The organism is Streptomyces sp. NPDC058812, from assembly GCF_042744565.1.
Lineage (GTDB): Bacteria > Actinomycetota > Actinomycetes > Streptomycetales > Streptomycetaceae > Streptomyces > Streptomyces thinghirensis.
Window position 1 is genome coordinate 135,859 of sequence record NZ_JBHYOB010000014.1, and the last position, 20,201, is coordinate 156,059.

Consider the following 20,201-nt stretch of genomic DNA (forward strand, 5'->3'; position numbering starts at 1 on the left):
GGATTGCCGTCCGCGCGCGGCGCGGGGCGGTGGAATCGCAAGAAGCGATTGTACGGAGTGAATTCGGTTCAGTACGCTCCGTGTTTCATGCGAGACCATCGGCGCGACGGCATCCCGCACGGCAACCTACCGCTGGAACTCGACGCCTTCGTGGGGAGAGCGACGGAACTCGCGGAGCTGGCCCGGGCGCTGGGCTCCGGGCGGCTGGTGACCGTGACCGGGACCGGCGGGGTCGGGAAGTCGCGGCTGGCGGCGCGGGCGGCCGCGCGGTGCGCGCCCCGGGACGGGGTGTGGCGGGTGGAACTCGCGCCGGTGCGCGACGAGGAGTTCGTCGACTACGCGGTGGTGGAGGCGCTGGGCCTGACCGACCACACGACCCGGCTGCCGCGCGAGACGCTGCTCGCGCACCTCGCCGAGCGGGAGTTGCTCCTGGTCCTCGACGGGGTCGAGCACCTGGTGGACGCCTGTGCCGCGCTGACGACCGACCTGCTGGGCCGCGCTCCGGGGCTGCGGGTCCTGGCGGTGGGGCGCAGGCCGCTGGGCGTGGCCGGGGAGCGGCGGGTTCCGCTGGCGCCGTTGAGTCCGGAGGAGGCGGTGGAGCTGCTGACGGTCCGAGCGGGGCAGCGGCACCTGTCGTACGGGGACGACGCCGGCCTCGAGGACGACCACGGGGACGTGCGCGAACTGTGCCGGCGCCTGGACGGGATCCCGCTGGCGATCGAACTGGCGGCGGGGCGGCTGGACGCGCTGTCGCCGGGACAGGTGCTGCAACGGCTGGACGACCGCTTCCGCCTGCTGACCGGCCAGGGCCGCACCGCGCTCCCCCGGCACCGGACACTGCGTACGGCGATCGGGTGGAGCCATGAGCTGTGCACGCCTGCGGAGCGGCTGCTGTGGGCGCGGCTGTCGGTGTTCGCGGGACCGTTCGACCTGGAGGCCGCCGAGTACGTGTGCGGCGGCGAGGGGCTGCCCGCCGACGACGTGCTCGACGTGCTCTCCGCGCTGCTCGCGCAGTCCGTGCTGACCCGCGAGGAGGACCCGGCCGGGGTGCGCTACCGGATGCTCGACACGGTGCGGGCGTACGGTGCCGACTGGCTGGAGGCGACGGGTGACGCGACGCGGCTGCGGCGGCGGCACCGGGACTGGTACGTGGGTCTGGCGACCTGGTGCGAGCTGGAGTGGTTCTCGCCGCGCCAGCGCGAGGTCGCCGCGCGGGTGGAGGCGGAGCTGCCGAATCTGCGCAGCGCCCTGGAGCACTGCATGACCGAGCCGGACGAGGCTCACCTGGGCCAGTACCTGGCGGGCGCGCTGTGGTTCCACTGGGTCGGCTGCGGACGGCTGTCGGAGGGGCGGCGCTGGCTGGAGCAGGCGGTGCGGCTGGACGTGGAGGGGACGGCGGGCGAGCAGTCCCGGCTGAAGGCGCTGTGGGTGCTCGGCTACGTGGCGATCCTGCAGGGCGACACGGTGCCCGCGCTGGCGGCCCTCCAGGAGTGCCGGGAGGAGGCCGAGCGGTCGGCGAATCCCACGGCGGTGGCCTACGCGGAGCACCGCACCGGGTGTCTGGCCCTGGTCACGGACGACATGCCGCGTGCGGAGACGCTGCTGCGCTCCGCGCTGCGGCGGTACCGGGAGATCGGCGAACTCAACAGCAACGTCCTGATGGGCCAGGTGGAGCTGGCGATGACGCGGGCGTTCCAGGGCGATCTGCCGGAAGCGGTGCGATTGTGCGAGGACGTGCGCCAGGTGTGCGAGGACCACGGCGAGCGCTGGGCCCGGGGCTACGCCCTGTATGTGCTGGCCTACGCGGCGTGGAGCGACGGGGAACCGGGGCGCGCCCGCGAGCTGCTGGCCGACTGCCTGGCCGGTGCGCACCGCTTCCGGGACCAGCTCGGCTCGGTGCTGGCGGTGGAACTGCTGGCCCTGGTCACCGTGGCGGACGGGAACGCGGCGGAGGCGGCGGTGCTGCAGGGCGCGGCGGGGCGGATGTGGCCGTCGGTGGGCCTGCCGCTGTTCGGCTCGGCGCACTACAACGCGCCGCACGAGCTGTGCGAGGCGGCGGCCCGGGAGCAGCTGGGCGACGAGCGGTACGAGGAGTGCGTGCGGCACGGGTCGCGGCTCGGCCGCCGGGAGGCGGTGTCGCGGGCGCTGCGGCGGCCCGGGGTGCCGGCCTCGCTGCCGGCGCCGCGCGGGAGCGGGCGGCGTGCCACGGCGGGCGCGCGTACGGCGAAGCCCGCCGCCTCGCCCACCCGGAAGGGCGGGGAGACGGCGGGCTAGGGGGCGTCGTCCGGATCTGGCCGGCTCCGGGCTGCGGCGCCTTGTGCCAGACCCCGCGACCCCCGGCAGGATCCAAACGGCACCCTCTGGTACCGCTGGTGGTACTGCGCCGGGGCTGGGATCAGCGGGCGTAGTACTCGACGACGAGCTGCTCGTCGCAGATCACCGGGATCTCCTTGCGGTTCGGCTCACGGTCCAGGCGGAACGCCAGGGCCTTGAGGTTCACCTGGAGGTAGCGCGGGGTCTCGCCGTCGGGGGCGAAGCCACCCTCACGGGCGATCGTGAAGAGCGTCTTCTCCTTGGAGCGCTCGCGCACCTGCACGACGTCGTCCGGGCGGACACGGAAGGACGGCTTGTCGACCTTCTGGCCGTTGACCTGGATGTGGCCGTGGACGACCATCTGGCGGGCCTGGTAGATCGTGCGGGCGATGCCCGAACGCAGGACCAGCGCGTCGAGGCGACGCTCCAGCTCGATGACCAGGGCCTCGCCGGTCTTCATGTTGGTCTTGGAGGCACGCTCGTAGGCGCGGACGAGCTGACGCTCGCTGAGGTCGTACTGCGCGCGCAGACGCTGCTTCTCGAGCAGACGGACCTTGTAGTCCGAGTTCTGCTTGCGGCCGCGGCCGTGCTCGCCCGGCGGGTAGGGGCGGGCCTCGAAGTACTTGACGGCCTTCGGGGTCAGCGCGATGCCGAGGGCACGCGACTTCTTGACCTTGGGACGGGGCTGGTTCGCCACTGTCTGTGTCTCTTTCCTGGTTTCCGGCTTGTCAGGGTTGAGGGAGGTCGCAATCCGCAGCCGGGGAAACCCGCCTGGTCCGCGTGGGGACCTGCCGGGCAGCCGCTCCCTGGTCTGGGCACATACGTGCAGCACGCGAGTGGCCCACCGACCGCTCCCGGAGCTCCGGGTGGTGGTGGGCTGCCCGCGACACCTGTCGACGGTGCGCGACGCTCCTGGAACCCGCTGGGGGTTCCGGCCGGTTGTCCCGTTCTGACTGCACGGGACTCGGCGCTCCGGGCGATTCTACAGGCTGCTCAGGACCGCTTGCGACCGAGGTGCCCGCGGGTCCACTCCACCGCGTCCGCGTACCGGGCCTCGGCGCCGTGCCGGGTCGGCGCGTAGTACGTCCGGTCCTTCAGCTCGTCCGGCGCGTACTGCTGGGCCGCGATGCCCTCCGGCAGGTCGTGGGGGTACACGTACCCCTGCCCGTGTCCGAGCTTGCCCGCGCCCTTGTAGTGGCTGTCGCGCAGGTGCGAGGGGACCGGTCCGGCGTGGCCCTTGCGTACGTCGTCCAGGGCGGCGCCGATGGCGGTGGTCGCGGCGTTGGACTTGGGGGCGAGGGCCAGGGCGATGGTGGCGTGGCTGAGGGTGAGGCCGGCCTCGGGGAAGCCGATCATGGCGACGGCCTGGGCGGCGGCGACGGCGATCGGCAGCGCGTTCGGATCGGCCAGGCCGATGTCCTCGCTGGCGGAGATCATCAGACGCCGCGCGATGAAGCGGGGGTCCTCGCCGGCCTCGATCATCCGGGCCAGGTAGTGCAGGGCGGCGTCCACGTCGGAGCCGCGGATGGACTTGATCAGGGCACTGGCGACGTCGTAGTGCTGGTCGCCGTCGCGGTCGTACTTCACCGCGGCCCGGTCGACCGTCTCCTCCAGCGTCGTCAGGCCGATCTCCGTCTCGCCCTTGTCCAGTGCGGCCCCGGCGGCGGCCTCCAGCGCGGTCAGCGCACGGCGGGCGTCGCCGCCGGCGATGCGCAGCAGGTGTTCCTCGGTGTCCCCGGGGAGGCCGACGGCCTCCTTCAGGCCGCGCTCGTCGGTCAGGGCTCGGCGGAGCAGGCCCCGGACGTCGTCGTCGGTGAGGGGTTCGAGGGTGAGGAGGAGGGAGCGGGAGAGCAGGGGGGAGATCACCGAGAAGTACGGGTTCTCGGTGGTGGCGGCGATCAGGGTGACCCAGCGGTTCTCGACGGCCGGGAGGAGGGAGTCCTGCTGGGCCTTGCTGAAGCGGTGGATCTCGTCGAGGAAGAGGACGGTCTCCTTGCCGTACCCCCCGACCGCGCGGCGGGCGCCGTCGATGACCGCGCGGACCTCCTTGACGCCCGCGGTGATCGCCGACAGCTCCACGAAGCGCTTGTTGGTGGCCTTGGAGACGACGTACGCCAGGGTGGTCTTGCCGGTGCCCGGCGGGCCCCAGAGGATGACCGAGGAGGGCCCCGCGGGGCCGGATCCGCCCTCGCCGACCAGTCGGCGCAGGGGGGAGCCGGGATTGAGCAGGTGCTGCTGACCGACGACCTCGTCGAGGGTGCGCGGGCGCATCCGCACGGCGAGGGGACTGCCGGTCGGGTCCTTCTCCTGGCGTTCTTCGGCTGCGGCGGTGAACAGGTCGGGCTCCACGCTCTGAACCCTAAATGACCGCACTGACAACGCGGCGGGCGCGGTGTGCGGGGGCGGGCCGCCGGCCCGTCAGCTGGTCCAGAAGTCCCACCAGCGAGTCAGGATCATCATGCCGATGATGCCGATGTGCAGAACCGGCAGGACCCAGGTGAACTCGCCGAAGAAACCCTTGAGCCAGTTCGGCGCGGGCAGGAAGCCCTTGCGGACGTTGAAGGACGTCACGTACCAGAACATGATGATCGTCGCGGCCCAGGCCAGGCAGCACCACAGGCACAGGGCGTTGATCCGGTACAGGGACTGGAACTGCAGCCAGGTGACGAACCCGACACCGAACAGGCAGCCGGCGTTGAAGGTGAGCCAGTACCAGCGCGGGAACCGGGCGCCCGCGAGCAGGCTCATGCCGACGCAGACGACGATGCCGTAGGTCACCAGGCCGAGCATCGGGTTGGGGAAGCCGAATACGGAGGCCTGGTCACTCTCCATGATCGGCCCGCAGGCGACGACGGGGTTGAGGCTGCACCCGGGCGTGAAGGTCTCGCCCGCCACCTTCGCCTCTAGCAGCTTGAACTTGTCGAGCGTGATGACCCAGGCGGCGAGCACTCCGGCCGCGCCCGTGATCACCAGGAGCAGGGCGAGGGCACGGCTGCCGCCCTCGGCGCGCGGTGCTCCGGCGGTGGGTTCCGGCGCGGGCTCTGCCACGGTGGAGACGTCCTTCACTGTCGTCTTGCTCATCACGCCGATTCCGTCGCTTGAGTCGGACCTGCTTCGGGCAGGGCCATTGTGCCGCACGGACCTGTATGGCCACGGTTCGATGAACATAAGAACGCACCGGTGATCGCCCTGGAGCGGCGTATTCCGGCCGATGTCCGTTCCCCGGGGGCACACGCGAGCGAACACGGGTGCCCCTGGGGACGACGGGACGTACAGACCTGCTAGCCGAGCCTCGACTCCAGCTCGGCGACGATCTCGTTCACGCCGATCGCCGCCTGCTCACCGGACTCCATGTCCTTGAGCTGGACGACGCCTTCGGCCAGGTCGCGCTCGCCCAGGACCAGGGCGTAGCGGGCGCCCGAGCGGTTGGCCGCCTTCATCGCGGCCTTCAGGCCCTTGCCGCCGTAGGAGAAGTCGGCGGCGACGCCGTTCTTGCGCAGCTCGGTGACCTTGGCGAAGAGGATCCGGCGGGCCTCCTCGCCGAGCGGCACCGCGAAGACGGAGGTGGCGGACGGGATGTCCAGTTCGATGCCCTCGGCTTCCAGGGCGAGGACGGTGCGGTCGACGCCGAGGGCCCAGCCCACGGACGGCAGGGACGGGCCGCCGATCATCTCGGACAGTCCGTCGTAGCGGCCGCCGCCGCCCACCGCGGACTGGGAGCCCAGCCCGTCGTGGACGAACTCGAAGGTCGTGCGCGTGTAGTAGTCGAGCCCGCGCACCAGCTTCGGGTCGTCCTCGAAGACCACGCCGGCCGCCGTGATCAGCTCGCGCACCTCCTCGTGGTACGCCTTGCAGGCGTCGCACAGGTAGTCGCGCAGCAGCGGGGCGTCGGTCAGCTGCCTCTGCACGTCCGGGCGCTTGTCGTCCAGGACGCGCAGCGGGTTGATGTCGGCGCGGCGCAGCGTCTCCTCGTCCAGGTCCAGGCCGCGCAGGAAGTCCTGGAGCGCGGCGCGGTAGACCGGGCGGCACTCCTGGTCGCCGAGGGAGTTGAGCAGGATACGGAAGTCCTGAAGCCCCAGCGAGCGGTACGACTGGTCGGCGAGGATGATCAGTTCGGCGTCCAGTGCCGGGTCCTCGGCGCCGATCGCCTCGGCGCCGACCTGGGAGAAGTGGCGGTAACGGCCCTTCTGCGGGCGCTCGTAGCGGTACTGCGAGCCCGAGTACCAGACCTTCACCGGCAGGTTGCCCGCCTTGTGCAGGTTGGCCTCCAGGACCGCGCGCAGCACGGGGGCCGTCGTCTCCGGGCGCAGGGCGAGCCGGTCACCGCCCTTGGTCTCGAAGACGTACATCTCCTTGGTCACGATGTCGGTGGACTCGCCGACACCGCGCGCGAACAGCTCGACGTTCTCGAAGCCGGGCGTCTCGATGTAGCCGTAACCGGAGTTGCGCAGCGGGGCGGCGATCGCCTCGCGGACCGCCAGGTACTTGGCGGAGTCGGGCGGCAGCAGGTCGTACGTGCCCCTGGGGGCCTTGAAGGTGCTCACGGAAGGTCTCTCGTCACATTCCTCGTCGGGGAGCCTCGGAGGCTCCCTGGCCCGCCGCCACCTGCCGCAGATACGGGTTGGTGGCGCGCTCCTGGCCGATGGTCGTCTGGGGGCCGTGTCCGGACAGCACCACGGTCGAGTCGTCGAGCGGCAGGCACACGCGTGCCAGGGACTCGAGCATGTCGTCCATGGAGCCACCGGGGAAGTCGGTGCGTCCGATGGAGCCGGCGAACAGCAGGTCGCCCGAGAACATGATCGGCGGGATGTCCGCCGCCTCGGGCAGGCCGAAGGTCACCGACCCCTTGGTATGGCCCGGCGCGTGCGCGACGGTCAGTTCCATGCCCGCCAGCTCCAGCTTCGCGCCGTCGGTCAGTTCCCTGACGTCGTCCGGCTCCCCGACGGTCAGCTCGCCCATGAGCGGCATGCCGATGGTGCGGCCGATCCCCTTCTCGGGGTCGCTCATCATGAAGCGGTCGTCGGGGTGGATCCAGGCCGGCACGTCGTGCGCGCCGCAGACCGGGACGACCGAGGCCACATGGTCGATGTGACCGTGGGTGAGGACGACGGCGACGGGCTTGAGCCGATGCTTCCTGATCGCTTCCTCGACTCCCGGGGCCGCCTGATGGCCAGGGTCGATGATCACGCACTCCTCACCGGCGGCGGGGGCGACGAGATAGCAGTTCGTCCCCCAGGCCCCGGCGGGGAACCCGGCAATGAGCACGATCGTCCTTCGTTTGTGTCGGTACGGGTGGGCTTGCGAACGGGCCGCGCCCATGGTCAGAGCCTACCGGCGGTGCCGATTCCTCAGCGAACCCATATACGGTACGGGGCTACACGCCCACGGTCGGCTCATCGCACCCACGCGTACCGGTCGGCACACGAAGACGCATGAGGAGAGAACCCGGTGGTCACCCAGGAGCAGCGGCGGCGTCAGCTCGCCCGGGAGAAGTTCTTGCGGCAGCAGCAGCGACGCACCTCCGCGCGTCGCAAGGCGCGCATGCGCAACGCCGCGATCGCGTCGGTGCTCGGCGTGATCCTGATCGGCAGTGTCGCGCTGTACACGACCGGTGTGGTCCTGGACGACGGCGACAGCAAGACGAACGCCAACGCGGAGGTCACCCCGAGCGCCTCGGCGAGCAGCAAGGCGCCGGACCCGTGCGAGAAGCCGGCCGAGGGCAAGGTCAAGACGCAGACCTGGAAGAAGGAACCTGCGATGACCATCGACAAGTCGGCGAAGTACACGATGAAGCTGGCCACGACCTGCGGCGACATAGACATCGCCCTGAAGACGTCGGCGGCGCCGCACACCGTCAACTCGTTCAACTTCCTGGCCGGCAAGGGCTTCTTCGACCACACGCCGTGCCACCGGCTGACCACCAACGGGATCTACGTGCTCCAGTGCGGCGACCCGACGGGCCAGGGCAACGGCGGTCCGGGCTACAACATCCCGGACGAGAACCTGAAGGACAAGAGCCTGAAGGACAACATGTACCCGGCGGGCACGGTGGCGATGGCCAACACCAGTCAGCCGAACACCGGCGGCAGCCAGTTCTTCCTCGTCTACCAGAACAGCCCGCTGCCCCCCAGCTACACCCCGTTCGGCACCATCTCGGACGAGGGAATGACGGTTCTGAAGAAGATCGCCGCCGCCGGCGAGAGCACCGGCGCGGGCGACGGGGCACCCAACGCGACGGTCGTGATCGACAAGGCCACCGTCACGAAATCCTGACCCTCATCAGCGAAAGTTCGGTCGCGCGGGATGCGGACAGGCCACCCGCCGGTCGCCTATGTTGGCCGTGACGAAACTGTGGACGATGCCCGGGGGTAGCGAAGCCCTCCGCAGGCATCATGTGGAGGAGGCGCTGTGAGCAGCGACCCGTGGGGCCGCGTCGATGAGACGGGGACCGTGTACGTGCGTACGGCCGACGGCGAGCAGGTCGTCGGTTCCTGGCAGGCAGGCTCCCCCGAGGAAGCACTGGCCTACTTTGAACGCAAGTACGAAGGCCTGGTTGTCGAGATCGGCCTCCTCGAGAAGCGAGTGAAGACCACCGACCTGTCGGCGAAGGACGCCCAGACCGCCATCGACCACCTGCGGGAACAGGTCGACGCACACCACGCGGTGGGCGACCTGGACGCGCTCCGGGCCCGGCTGGACAAGCTCGTCGCGCTGGTCGAGACGCGCCGCGAGGAGCGCAAGGCGCAGCGGGCGAAGCAGTCCGACGAGGCGCGCGGCGCCAAGGAGGCACTGGTCGCCGAGGCCGAGGAGCTGGCGCAGTCCGACCAGTGGCGGGCGGCCGGTGAGCGGCTGCGGTCCCTGGTGGACACCTGGAAGGGCCTGCCGCGCCTGGACCGCAAGTCCGACGACGAGCTGTGGCACCGCTTCTCGCACGCGCGCTCGGCGTTCTCCAAGCGCCGCAAGCAGCACTTCGCGCAGCTGGACGCGCAGCGCGAGGAGGCCCGCCGGACCAAGGAACGGCTGGTCGGCGAGGCCGAGGCGCTGTCGAACTCGACGGACTGGGGGCCGACGGCCGCCCGCTACCGCGACCTGATGACCGAGTGGAAGGCCGCCGGCCGCGCCCAGCGCGAGCACGAGGACGACCTGTGGAACCGCTTCCGCGGCGCCCAGGACGTGTTCTTCGCCGCCCGCAGTTCGGTCTTCGCGGAGCGGGACGCCGAGCAGACGGAGAACCTCAAGCTCAAGGAGGAGCTGGCCGAGGAGGCCGAGAAGCTCCTGCCGGTCACCGACCTGAAGGCGGCCCGGGCCGCGTTCCGCTCGGTGAACGAGCGTTGGGAGGCCATCGGTCACGTGCCGCGCGACGCCCGGCCGAAGGTCGAGGGACGGATGCACGCGGTCGAGCGGGCGCTCCAGGAGGCCGAGGAGACCGAGTGGCGCCGGACCAACCCGGAGGCACGCGCGCGTGCCGAGGGTCTGACCGGTCAGCTCCAGGCCGCCGTGGACAAGCTGCGCTCGCAGATCGAGCAGGCCCGCGCCCAGGGCAACAACGCGAAGGCCGACAAGCTCGAGCGTGAGCTGGAGGGCCGGCAGGCACTGCTGGACCAGGCCCTGAAGGGTCTGCACGAGTTCGGCGGCTGACACACACACCCGCGCCATACGCGGAGGGGCTCCCGTACACGCCGTACGGGAGCTCCTCTGCCTGTGTGGTGGCCGCTACGACGGCCTGCGCGCCGACGTCACCCGGTACACGTCGTAGACGCCCTCGACGCCCCGTACGGCCTTCAGGACGTGCCCGAGGTGCTTCGGGTCGCCCATCTCGAAGGTGAAGCGGGAGGTGGCGACGCGGTCGCGGGACGTCTGGACGGCCGCGGAGAGGATGTTGACGTGCTGGTCGGACAGCACGCGCGTGACGTCCGACAGCAGCCGGGAGCGGTCCAGGGCCTCGACCTGGATGGCGACCAGGAAGACGGAGGACTGGCTGGGGGCCCACTCGACCTCGAGGATGCGCTCGGGCTCCCGGGACAGCGAGTCCACGTTCACGCAGTCGCTGCGGTGAACGGATACGCCGCTGCCACGGGTGACGAAGCCGATGACGGGGTCACCGGGGACGGGCGTGCAGCAGCGGGCCAGCTTGATCCACACGTCCTCGACGCCCTTGACGACGACGCCCGGGTCGGCGTTGGTCCGGCGTTTGCGGCCGCGACCGCGGGCCGGCGGTACCGACTCGTCGATCTCCTCGGTGGCGGCCTCCTCGCCGCCGAGCGCCTGCACCAGCTTCTGCACGATGTTCTGCGCGGAGACATGGCCCTCGCCGATCGCCGCGTACAGCGCGGAGATGTCCGAGTAGCGCATCTCGTGGGCGAGCGTGACCAGGGAGTCGCCGGTCAGGATGCGCTGGATCGGCAGGTTCTGCTTGCGCATGGCGCGGACGATGGAGTCCTTGCCCTGCTCGATCGCCTCGTCGCGGCGCTCCTTGGAGAACCAGGCGCGGATCTTGTTGCGGGCGCGGGGCGACTTGACGAAGCCGAGCCAGTCGCGGGAGGGGCCCGCGCCGGCCGCCTTGGAGGTGAAGACCTCCACCAGGTCGCCGTTGTCCAGGGTGGACTCCAGCGGGACGAGACGGCCGTTGACCCGTGCCCCTATGGTGCGGTGGCCGACCTCGGTGTGCACCGCGTACGCGAAGTCGACGGGGGTGGCACTCGCGGGCAGCGCTATGACGTCGCCCTTGGGGGTGAAGACGAAGACCTCGTTGCGGGAGAGGTCGAAGCGCAGGGACTCCAGGAACTCGCCGGGGTCCTCGGTCTCCTTCTGCCAGTCGAGCAGCTGCCGCAGCCACGCCATGTCGTTGAGGTGGTCGTCCTTGCCCTTGCCGGACGACTTGGGAGCGTCGGTGCGGACCTTGGAGGCGCCTGCGACGGCCTCCTGCTTGTACTTCCAGTGCGCGGCGATGCCGTACTCGGCGCGGCGGTGCATGTCGAAGGTGCGGATCTGCAGCTCGACCGGCTTGCCGTTGGGCCCGATGACCGTCGTGTGCAGCGACTGGTACATGTTGAACTTGGGCATCGCGATGTAGTCCTTGAACCGGCCGGGGACCGGGTTCCATCGCGCGTGCACGGTGCCGAGCGCCGCGTAGCAGTCGCGGACGGTGTCCACGAGGACGCGGATGCCCACCAGGTCGTAGATCTCCGCGAAGTCACGGCCGCGGACGATCATCTTCTGGTAGACGCTGTAGTAGTGCTTGGGGCGGCCGGTGACGGTCGCCTTGATGCGGGCCGCGCGCAGGTCCTGCTGGACCTCGTCGGTGACGATGGCGAGGTACTCGTCGCGCTTGGGGGCGCGCTCGGCGACCAGGCGGACGATCTCGTCGTACATCTTGGGGTAGAGGATCGCGAAGGCGAGGTCCTCCAGCTCCCACTTGATGGTGTTCATGCCCAGCCGGTGGGCGAGCGGCGCGTAGATCTCCAGGGTCTCGCGCGCCTTCTTCTCCTGCTTCTCGCGCTTGAGATAGCGCATGGTGCGCATGTTGTGCAGGCGGTCGGCGAGCTTGATGACCAGGACGCGGGGGTCCTTCGCCATGGCGACGACCATCTTGCGCACGGTCTCGGCCTGCGCGGCCTCGCCGAACTTGACCTTGTCGAGCTTGGTGACGCCGTCGACGAGGAGGGTGACCACGTCGCCGAAGTCGCGGCGCAGGTCCTCCAGGCCGTACTCGGTGTCCTCGACGGTGTCGTGTAGGAGACCGGCCATCAGCGTGGCCGGGTCCATGCCCAGCTCGGCGAGGATGGTGGTGACGGCGAGCGGATGCGTGATGTACGGGTCGCCGCTCTTGCGCTTCTGGCCGCGGTGCCAGCGTTCGGCGACCTGGTAGGCGCGCTCGATCTGGCGCAGGGTCGCCGTCTCGATCTTGGGGTCGTTGCTGCGCACTATCCGCAGCAGCGGCTCCAGGACCGGGTTGTACGGGTTGGCGCGCTGCACGCCGAGACGGGCGAGGCGGGCGCGGACGCGGTTGGAGGAGCCGGAGCGGGCGGGCTGCCCGGAGGGCGCGCGGACCACGGGCGCGTTCCGTTCGCGCTCGGGCGGGATCGGCTTGGGACGCGGCTGCTGATCGGCCGGCTTGTCGACGGGCGCGGCCGGGGCGTGCTGGATCGGCCCGCGGGTGTCGTTCTTCGCCTGGGGCGAACTGGGCGCGGGCTTCGCCGCGGGCGCCGAGGCGGACTCGGGCTTTGCGGCGGTCAGTGGCTGGGCCTCGTCTGGCAAGAGGACTCCTCGTGCGCGATCCGGGTCCCCCGGTCAGGCTCCGGAAACCCCATGGTAGCGATCCTGCACCCCCGGATCGCCTTCCGGCCACTGTGAGGGCCGTCAACCCGAGAAACGCATGAGGCGGGCACCGGATTCCTCCGGGCCCGCCTCCGCTGTGCGACGAGGGCTGTCAGACCGTGAGCAGTGCCCGCAGCGGTGCCCCGGCGAGGGCCGGCTCCAGGCGGGCCCGCCCGCCGAGGAAGCCCAGCTCCATCAGGACGGCGAGGCCCGCGACCTGCGCGCCCGCCCGGCGGATGAGCTCCAGCGATGCCTCGGCGGTGCCGCCGGTGGCGAGGACGTCGTCGACGACCAGCACCCGGTCACCGGCGGCCAGGTCCTCGGCGTGCACCTCGATCTCGGCCGAGCCGTACTCCAGCTCGTACGCCTGGCTGAGGGTGGCTCCGGGGAGCTTGCCCGCCTTGCGTACGGGGATGAAGCCGAGGCCGGCCCGCAGGGCCACCGGGGCGCCGAGGATGAAGCCGCGGGCCTCCAGGCCGACGACCTTGGTGGCACCGGTGTGCTCGGCGACCTCGGCGAGCGCGTCGGTCAGGGCGGTGAAAGCGGCCGGGTCGGCCAGGAGCGGGGTGATGTCCTTGAACACCACGCCCGGCTCCGGGTAGTCCGCCACATCACGGATGCGGCTGAGCAGCAGATCCGTGATGTCGGTCGTCTCGGTCATCGGCGCTTCCCCGAGGGTCGGCCGCGGCCCCTGGTGCGGGACGCGGGCTGGCCGCGGGGGCCGACGACCGCGGGCGCCGCGTCCTCGGGCTCGTCGGCGCTGTCATCGTCGGCGTATCGCTCCTCGTCGACGGCGTTCTCCGCGGGCTCGCCCTTGGCCGCGGCCTGGGCGCGCTTGGCGAGGACGCGCTTCTTGAGCGCCTTCATCTGCGGCTCGGCCTCCTTGAGGTCGGCGACGAGCGGTGTGGCGATGAAGATCGACGAGTACGCGCCCGCGGCGAGGCCGACGAACAGCGACAGCGAGATGTCGTTGAGCATGCCCGCGCCGAGGACACCGCCGCCGATGAACAGCAGACCGGCCACCGGCAGCAGCGCGACCACCGTGGTGTTGACGGAGCGGACCAGGGTGCTGTTGATCGAGCGGTTGGCGATTTCGCCGTAGGTCCAGCGGGTCTGTTTGGTGATGTCTCTCGTCTGCTCCTTGAGACTGTCGAAGACCACGACCGTGTCGTAGAGCGAGTAACCGAGGATCGTGAGCAGACCGATCACCGTGCCCGGTGTGACCTCGAACCCGACGAGGGCGTAGACGCCCACCGTGATGGTGATGTCGTGGATCAGCGCGACGAACGCGGCGAGCGCCATGCGCCATTCGAACGCGATCGCCAGGTAGATCACGACCAGAACCATGAAGATCCCGAGGCCCTGCCAGGCCTTGTTCGCGATCTGGTCACCCCAGCTGGGGCCGACCAGGTCGGCGTTGATCTTCTCCGCCGGGACGTCCAGGTCCGCGGACAGCTTTTCCTTGATCTGGTCCGACTTCGCGGTGTCGGTGCCCGCGATCTGGATGCGGAGGCTGCCGTCACCGAGCTTCTGGACGATCGCGTCGTGGCCCGAGGCCTCCTCCGCGTAGGTCTCGGCCTGGGCGACCGAGGCGCTCACGTTCTTCGGGGTGGTGAAGACCGCACCGCCCTGGAACTCGATGCCCATGTGGAGGCCGCGCACCGCCAGGCCGACGATGGCCGTGATGGTGATGAGGATGGAGATGCCGTACCAGAGCTTGCGGTTCTTGACGAAGTCGTAGCCGATCTCGCCATGGTGCAGTCGGGCGCCGAGGTTGCCGAGCTTTCCCATCTCACGCCTCCTTCGGGTCGACAGGGCCGGCAACGGGGCGGGCGGGGCGGCGGGTGCGCCGCAACGGCGGCTTGGCACCCAGGCTCTTCGGGTCGAGGCCGGACCACTTGTGACCGCTCGCGAAGAACTTGCGGCGGGCCATCAGCGTCAGCAGCGGCTTGGTGAAGAGGAACACCACCACCACGTCGAGCAGCGTGGTCAGACCCAGGGTGAACGCGAAGCCCTGCACCTTGCCGACCGTCACGACGAAGAGCACCGCGGCGGCGAGGAAGGAGACGAAGTCGGAGACCAGGATGGTGCGCCGGGCGCGCGGCCAGGCCCGCTCCACGGCGGGTCGCAGCGAGCGGCCTTCCCGGATCTCGTCGCGGACGCGTTCGAAGTACACGATGAACGAGTCCGCCGTGATGCCGATGGCGACGATGGCACCGCACACGGCCGGCAGGTTCAGCGCGAAGCCGATGGTCGGGCCGAGCAGCGACATGATCGCGTACGTGAGGCCCGCGGAGACCAGCAGCGAGGCGACGGCGATGAACGACAGGCCGCGGTAGTAGACCAGCAGGTAGAGGACGACCAGGGCGAGGCCGATCGCGCCGGCGATCAGACCCGCTTCGAGCTGGTCACCGCCGAGCGCGGCGGTGACGGTGGTGACGCTGTCCTCCTGGAAGGTCAGCGGCAGAGCACCGTAGGACAGCATGTTGGCGAGGCCCTGGGCCTCCTCCTGGTCGAAGCTGCCGGAGATCTCCGCGCTGCCGCCGGTGAGTGCCTGGCTGACGTACGGGTCGGAGACGACCTCGTTGTCCAGGACGATGGCGAACTGGTTCTGCGGGGACTGGTTCTGCGCCAGCTTGCCGGTGATGTCCGCGAACTTCTTGGCACCGTCGTCCGTGAACTTCATCGTCACGGTCCAGCCGGCGGCGGTCTGCGTGTTGAAGACGGCCTCGGAGTCGTCGACGTCCGTACCGTCGACCGCGGCGGGGCCCAGGACGTACTTCTGCCACTGGCCTTGCGAGTTCTGGCCGCAGGCCACCATCGAGTCGCCCTGCTTGGCGCCGTCGCCCGCCTTGGCCCGGGCCGCCGGGTCGGTGCAGTCCAGTGCGGCGTACTCGGCCTGGAGCTTGGCGTTCGCGTCGTCGCCGGGGGCGCTGGCGCTCGGGGACGGGGAGGCGCCGTCGGAGGCCCCGCCGGACGGGCTGGGGTCGGCCTTCAGGGCGTCGCTGGCCGCGCGGCCCTGGGGGCTGGAGCTCGCCGAGGCGGAGCCGGAGGGCGAGTCGCTCGCCTTGTCCCCGTCGGTGGCCTTGTCCTGGTCGGTCGCGCCGTCCGTGGCCTTGTCGGTCGCCTCGTCGGAGGCGTTGCCGGTGGCACTCGGGGAGGGGCTGCCGGTCGCGTTCGCGCCGGAGAGTTCGGTGGCGAGGACCGGACGGAAGTAGAGCTTGGCGGTGGTCCCGACCTGCTGCCGCGCTTCCTTGGAGTTCGTGCCCTTGGGGATGTTGACGATGATGTTCCGGTCGCCCTGGGTCTGTACCTCGGCCTCGGAGACACCCAGACCATTGACACGGCGCTCCATGATCTCGACCGCGGTGTCCATGTTGGTCTTGTTGATCGCGGACTCCTGGCCCGCCTCCGGAACCGCGCGGAGCGTGATGCTGGTGCCGCCGGCCAGGTCGATGCCGAGACGCGGAGTCGTGTGTCCGGAGGCGAACATGCCTCCGGTGAGCGCCACGATGGCGATCAGAATCAGGGCCAGCGAGCGCCCGGGTTTACTCTGAGCGCTCGCATTCTTTCCCTTTTTAGGTGCTACCACCTTTGCGTACTCCCTCTCGGGCCGCTTCGCGCCGGGTAGGCGTCACCGGCGGCCATCACATGGTGTCCGGATCCGTGCGAGCCGCGCGTCGCACAGGGTACGCGGGAACGACCCGCGCGCCCCGGGGCACGGCTACTTCGCCTCGGAACCGCCGTCGGACTTCTTCGGCTGCTCGTCGGTCTTCGCCTCGGCGGGCGCGGCGTCGACGGTCGGCTCGTCGGCCGGCTCGTCGTCCGCGTCCTTCTTGCCGAGGTCGACGGACTTGCCGTCGGAGGCGGCGGCAGCGTCGTCGGCGGAGGCGTCGGTCTCGGTGAGGGAGGAGGCGTCGTCCGGGACGACGTCGGCGTCGGACTTCAGGTCGTGCTCGATGCCGTGGACGATGCGGTTGTACTCGTCGTCGGTCAGGACGGCACCGATGGAGTTCTTGGCGAAGAGCAGCTCGACGCCCGGACCGGCGTCGAGGAGGACCGTGTCCTCGCTGACCTCCTTGACCGTGGCGTACATGCCCCCGATGGTGCGGACTCCGGAACCGGGCTGCATCTGGTTCCGCATGTCGGCGGCCTGCTGCTGCTTCTTCTTCGCCGACCGGGTCATCAGGAACATGGCCCCGATGAGCACGATGAACGGGAGGAGGGTCACGAGACTCACGGGTCGGTACTTCCTTCACACGACCGCGATGGTGAGCGGCCTGATGGTTGGGGGTGTGTGCGCCGCCGACAAGGGCGGCATCGGCGGAGTCTAAGCGAGTCCGCGCGCATGGAACAACGCTCAGCATGGCACCGGGGTTCCTGCTCCGGCGAATGTCCTCTTCGTGACGGTGTCGTCACGCCCCGAACAAGTCCTGTTGTCCGTTTCCCGAACTCTGCGAACGCGGCGGGGTGAGGCCGAGGTGCGCCCATGCGGCCGGGGTCGCCACGCGCCCGCGCGGGGTGCGGGCGAGCAGACCCTCCCGTACGAGGAAGGGTTCGGCGACCTCTTCCACTGTCTCACGCTCCTCCCCCACGGCGACGGCGAGCGTGGACAGGCCCACGGGACCGCCGCCGAACAGCTTGAGCAGGGCCTCCAGCACACCCCGGTCCAGCCGGTCCAGGCCCCGGGCGTCGACCTCGTAGACCGCGAGGGCGGCCGCGGCGATCTCCTGGGTGATCAGGCCGTCGGCCTTGACCTGGGCGTAGTCCCGGACCCGGCGCAGCAGACGGTTGGCGATGCGGGGGGTGCCGCGGGAGCGGCCGGCGATCTCGGCGGCGCCCGCGGTGTCGATCTCGACGTCGAGCAGGCCCGCCGAGCGGTGGATGACGCGTTCCAGTTCGGCCGGTCCGTAGAACTCCATGTGCGCGGTGAAGCCGAAGCGGTCGCGCAGCGGAGGCGGCAGCAGCCCCGCGCGCGTGGTGGCGCCGACCAGGGTGAAGGGCGGCAGCTCCAGGGGGATGGCGGTGGCGCCCGGGCCCTTGCCGACGATGACGTCGACGCGGAAGTCCTCCATCGCCATGTAGAGCATCTCCTCGGCGGGCCGCGACATGCGGTGGATCTCGTCGAGGAAGAGGACCTCGCCCTCCTGGAGGGAGGAGAGGATCGCCGCGAGGTCGCCGGCGTGCTGGATGGCCGGGCCGGAGGTGATGCGGATGGGGGCTTCCATCTCGGCCGCGATGATCATCGAGAGGGTGGTCTTGCCGAGGCCGGGAGCGCCGGAGAGCAGCACGTGGTCGGCGGTCGCCCCGCGCGCGCGTGCGGCGCGCAGCACGAGGTCGAGCTGCTCGCGGACCTTCTCCTGGCCGATGAACTCGCCCAGGTCCTTGGGACGCAGGGCGGCCTCCACGGCCTGGTCCTCGCCGTCGGCGGACGCACCCACCAGCCGTTCGCCCGCGGCGTCCGTGTCGGTCGTGTCGTCCCAGTTCATCAGGTGTGCCTCGGCTCTCGGTACGGGCTATCGGGCGCGGTTCAGGGTCTGCAGGGCCGCCTTCAGCAGCTGGCCCACCTGGGGCGTGCCCCCGGCGGCCTCGGCCTGGGGCGCCACCGCGGAGACGGCCTCGTCGGCCTCGCGGGTCGCGTACCCGAGGCCGATGAGGGCCGCGTGCAGCTGGTCGCGCCAGCCGGTGCTGACCGGCGCGCCGACGGCGGGGGCCCCGATGGGCTCGCCGAGGCGGTCCTTCAGTTCCAGGAGCAGCTTCTGCGCGCCCTTCTTACCGATGCCGGGGACGGCGGTGAGCGCCTTCTCGTCGCCGGTGGAGACGGCTCTGCGCAGGGCGTCGGGGCTGTGCACGGCGAGCATCGCCTGGGCCAGGCGGGGGCCGACGCCGCTGGCCGTCTGGAGCAGCACGAAGACCTGGCGCTCGTCGTCGTCGGCGAAGCCGTACAGAGTGAGCGAGTCCTCGCGGACGACGAGGGAGGTGGCGAGCTTGGCGGGCTTGCCCAGGCGGAGGGTGGAGAGCGTGTTCGGCGTGCACTGGACGGCCATGCCGACGCCGCCGACCTCGACCACCGCGGCGTCGGGGGCGAGGGCGGCGACCGTGCCGCTGACGAAGGCGATCATGCCGTACGGCCTTTCGGTGCGGTCGGGGCTTTCGAGGTCTTCGGGGCTTTCGAGGCGTGCAGGGCGACGGCCTGCTGGAGCCGGTTCTGTGCCGGGGCGCGCCAGATGTGGCAGATGGCGAGCGCGAGGGCGTCGGCGGCGTCGGCGGGCTTGGGCGGTTCGGCGAGCCGCAGCAGCCGGGTGACCATGGCACCGACCTGCGCCTTGTCGGCGCGTCCGCTGCCCGTGACGGCGGCCTTGACCTCGCTGGGGGTGTGCAGGGCGACGGGGATGCCGCGGCGGGAGGCGCACAGGATGGCGACGGCGCTGGCCTGGGCGGTGCCCATGACCGTGCGGACGTTGTGCTGGCTGAAGACGCGCTCCACGGCGACGCACTCCGGCCGGTGCTCGTCCAGCCACTGCTCGATGCCCTGCTCGACGGCGACCAGGCGGTGGCCGAGTTCCGCGTTCGCGGGTGTACGGACCACGCCGACGCCGAGCATGGTGAGCGGCCGGCCCGCGACGCCCTCCACGACACCGATCCCGCAGCGGGTCAGCCCCGGGTCCACCCCCAGTACGCGCAACGCACGGCTCCCCTCACATCGATCGCCTGTTTGTGCAGGCTATCGGGTGCCACCGACAACGGCGGCGGGCCGGGGACGTGTCCCCCGGCCCGCCGGAATCGTCGTGCGCGCGGCGGCGCTACGCGTCGACCTTCTCCATGACCTCGTCGCTCACGTCGAAGTTGGCGAAGACGTTCTGCACGTCGTCGCTGTCCTCCAGGGCGTCGATCAGCCTGAAGATCTTCCTGGCGCCCTCCTCGTCCAGCTCGACCTGCATGGTCGGGACGAAGTTGGCGTCGGCGGACTCGTAGTCGATACCGGCGTCCTGGAGGGCGGTGCGGACCGCGACCAGGTCGGTGGCCTCGCTCAGTACCTCGAAGGTCTCGCCGAGGTCGTTGACCTCCTCGGCGCCCGCGTCCAGGACGGCGGCCAGGACGTCGTCCTCGCCCAGCTCGCCCTTGGGGACGATCACGACGCCCTTGCGGTTGAACAGGTACGACACCGAGCCCGGGTCGGCCATGGAGCCGCCGTTGCGGGTCATGGCGACGCGGACGTCGGAGGCGGCGCGGTTGCGGTTGTCGGTGAGGCACTCGATGAGTACCGCGACACCGTTCGGGCCGTAACCCTCGTACATGATCGTCTCGTAGTCGGCGCCGCCGGCCTCGAGGCCACCGCCCCGCTTGACCGCGGAGTCGATGTTCTTGTTCGGGACCGACTGCTTCTTCGCCTTCTGGATGGCGTCGTAGAGCGTCGGGTTGCCCTCGATGTCGACGCCCCCCATCCGGGCCGCGACCTCGATGTTCTTGATCAGCTTCGCGAAGAGCTTGCCGCGCTTGGCATCGATGACGGCCTTCTTGTGCTTCGTCGTGGCCCATTTAGAGTGGCCGGACATCTGCCTGTCTCCTTC

The 20,201-nt window shown here is 70.6% G+C and carries 17 protein-coding genes; 3 read left to right on the forward strand and 14 right to left on the reverse strand.

The genetic code is table 11. The features are described 5' to 3' along the window. Nucleotides 1–87 precede the first annotated feature (87 nt). Complete coding sequence (locus ACFW48_RS26665; RefSeq protein ID WP_386318579.1) at nt 88–2,274, forward strand: ATP-binding protein; 2,187 nt, start codon at nt 88–90, stop codon at nt 2,272–2,274. A 121-nt stretch (nt 2,275–2,395) separates the two neighbouring features. Here ACFW48_RS26665 and rpsD read toward each other — a convergent pair whose 3' ends face one another. The 5 genes from rpsD to ACFW48_RS26690 form a co-directional block, all read right to left on the reverse strand. Beyond that, complete coding sequence (gene rpsD, locus ACFW48_RS26670; RefSeq protein ID WP_003977321.1) at nt 2,396–3,010, reverse strand: 30S ribosomal protein S4; 615 nt, start codon at nt 3,008–3,010, stop codon at nt 2,396–2,398. Nucleotides 3,011–3,306: 296 nt separating this feature from the next. Continuing rightward, nucleotides 3,307–4,662, reverse strand: coding sequence for a replication-associated recombination protein A (locus ACFW48_RS26675; protein WP_386318581.1), 1,356 nt, complete (start codon nt 4,660–4,662; stop codon nt 3,307–3,309). Nucleotides 4,663–4,731: 69 nt separating this feature from the next. After that, the gene (locus tag ACFW48_RS26680) at nt 4,732–5,394 is read right to left on the reverse strand and encodes a vitamin K epoxide reductase family protein (protein ID WP_386318583.1); all 663 of its coding nucleotides are present in this window, start codon (nt 5,392–5,394) and stop codon (nt 4,732–4,734) included. Between the two features lie 200 nt (nt 5,395–5,594). Next, the gene (gene hisS, locus ACFW48_RS26685; RefSeq protein ID WP_386318585.1) at nt 5,595–6,857 is read right to left on the reverse strand and encodes a histidine--tRNA ligase; all 1,263 of its coding nucleotides are present in this window, start codon (nt 6,855–6,857) and stop codon (nt 5,595–5,597) included. 13 nt (nt 6,858–6,870) lie between these two features. Then, nucleotides 6,871–7,578 carry an MBL fold metallo-hydrolase gene (locus tag ACFW48_RS26690; protein ID WP_386318587.1) on the reverse strand — a complete coding sequence of 236 codons (708 nt, stop codon included), beginning with the start codon at nt 7,576–7,578 and terminating at the stop codon, nt 6,871–6,873. 183 nt (nt 7,579–7,761) lie between these two features. Between ACFW48_RS26690 and ACFW48_RS26695 the strand changes: the two genes are divergently transcribed. Together ACFW48_RS26695 and ACFW48_RS26700 are read left to right on the forward strand one after the other, a co-directional pair. Beyond that, nucleotides 7,762–8,586 carry a peptidylprolyl isomerase gene (locus ACFW48_RS26695; RefSeq protein WP_386318589.1) on the forward strand — a complete coding sequence of 275 codons (825 nt, stop codon included), beginning with the start codon at nt 7,762–7,764 and terminating at the stop codon, nt 8,584–8,586. A gap of 135 nt (nt 8,587–8,721) precedes the next feature. After that, nucleotides 8,722–9,951, forward strand: coding sequence for a DUF349 domain-containing protein (locus ACFW48_RS26700; RefSeq protein WP_386318591.1), 1,230 nt, complete (start codon nt 8,722–8,724; stop codon nt 9,949–9,951). Between the two features lie 75 nt (nt 9,952–10,026). On the opposite strand, the gene relA is transcribed toward ACFW48_RS26700, so the two are convergent. From relA to ACFW48_RS26745, 9 genes are all read right to left on the reverse strand, one after another. Further along, on the reverse strand, nt 10,027–12,570 hold the full coding sequence (relA, locus tag ACFW48_RS26705) for a GTP pyrophosphokinase (protein WP_386318593.1): 2,544 nt from the start codon (nt 12,568–12,570) through the stop codon (nt 10,027–10,029). A 172-nt stretch (nt 12,571–12,742) separates the two neighbouring features. Next, the gene (locus tag ACFW48_RS26710) at nt 12,743–13,291 is read right to left on the reverse strand and encodes an adenine phosphoribosyltransferase (protein ID WP_386318595.1); all 549 of its coding nucleotides are present in this window, start codon (nt 13,289–13,291) and stop codon (nt 12,743–12,745) included. Then, the gene (gene secF / locus ACFW48_RS26715; protein WP_386318597.1) at nt 13,288–14,421 is read right to left on the reverse strand and encodes a protein translocase subunit SecF; all 1,134 of its coding nucleotides are present in this window, start codon (nt 14,419–14,421) and stop codon (nt 13,288–13,290) included. The genes ACFW48_RS26710 and secF overlap by 4 nt, the downstream gene beginning before the upstream one ends. Nucleotide 14,422: 1 nt before the next feature. Next, nucleotides 14,423–16,222: a protein translocase subunit SecD gene (gene secD / locus ACFW48_RS26720; protein ID WP_386318599.1), complete on the reverse strand. Its 1,800-nt coding sequence runs from the start codon at nt 16,220–16,222 to the stop codon at nt 14,423–14,425. 132 nt (nt 16,223–16,354) lie between these two features. Continuing rightward, nucleotides 16,355–16,870 carry a preprotein translocase subunit YajC gene (yajC, locus tag ACFW48_RS26725; protein WP_386318601.1) on the reverse strand — a complete coding sequence of 172 codons (516 nt, stop codon included), beginning with the start codon at nt 16,868–16,870 and terminating at the stop codon, nt 16,355–16,357. A gap of 175 nt (nt 16,871–17,045) precedes the next feature. After that, nucleotides 17,046–18,119 (reverse strand): Holliday junction branch migration DNA helicase RuvB, encoded by a 1,074-nt coding sequence (ruvB, locus tag ACFW48_RS26730; protein ID WP_386318603.1) that lies wholly within the window; start codon nt 18,117–18,119, stop codon nt 17,046–17,048. Between the two features lie 27 nt (nt 18,120–18,146). Then, complete coding sequence (gene ruvA, locus ACFW48_RS26735; protein WP_386318604.1) at nt 18,147–18,752, reverse strand: Holliday junction branch migration protein RuvA; 606 nt, start codon at nt 18,750–18,752, stop codon at nt 18,147–18,149. Next, nucleotides 18,749–19,315 (reverse strand): crossover junction endodeoxyribonuclease RuvC, encoded by a 567-nt coding sequence (ruvC, locus tag ACFW48_RS26740; protein WP_386318606.1) that lies wholly within the window; start codon nt 19,313–19,315, stop codon nt 18,749–18,751. The genes ruvA and ruvC overlap by 4 nt, the downstream gene beginning before the upstream one ends. Nucleotides 19,316–19,433: 118 nt before the next feature. Further along, a complete protein-coding gene (locus ACFW48_RS26745; RefSeq protein WP_121745926.1) occupies nt 19,434–20,186 on the reverse strand; it encodes a YebC/PmpR family DNA-binding transcriptional regulator in 753 nt (250 codons plus the stop codon). Nucleotides 20,187–20,201: the final 15 nt, after the last annotated feature.

Bases quoted from the DNA above. Each gene is read 5' to 3' on its own strand.
- ACFW48_RS26665 (WP_386318579.1), top strand. From the start codon at position 88: ATGCGAGACCATCGGCGCGACGGCATCCCGCACGGCAACCTACCGCTG.
- ACFW48_RS26680 (WP_386318583.1), bottom strand. From the start codon at position 5,394: ATGAGCAAGACGACAGTGAAGGACGTCTCCACCGTGGCAGAGCCCGCG.
- ACFW48_RS26710 (WP_386318595.1), bottom strand. From the start codon at position 13,291: ATGACCGAGACGACCGACATCACGGATCTGCTGCTCAGCCGCATCCGT.
- secF (WP_386318597.1), bottom strand. From the start codon at position 14,421: ATGGGAAAGCTCGGCAACCTCGGCGCCCGACTGCACCATGGCGAGATC.
- ruvB (WP_386318603.1), bottom strand. From the start codon at position 18,119: ATGAACTGGGACGACACGACCGACACGGACGCCGCGGGCGAACGGCTG.
- ruvA (WP_386318604.1), bottom strand. From the start codon at position 18,752: ATGATCGCCTTCGTCAGCGGCACGGTCGCCGCCCTCGCCCCCGACGCC.
- ACFW48_RS26745 (WP_121745926.1), bottom strand. From the start codon at position 20,186: ATGTCCGGCCACTCTAAATGGGCCACGACGAAGCACAAGAAGGCCGTC.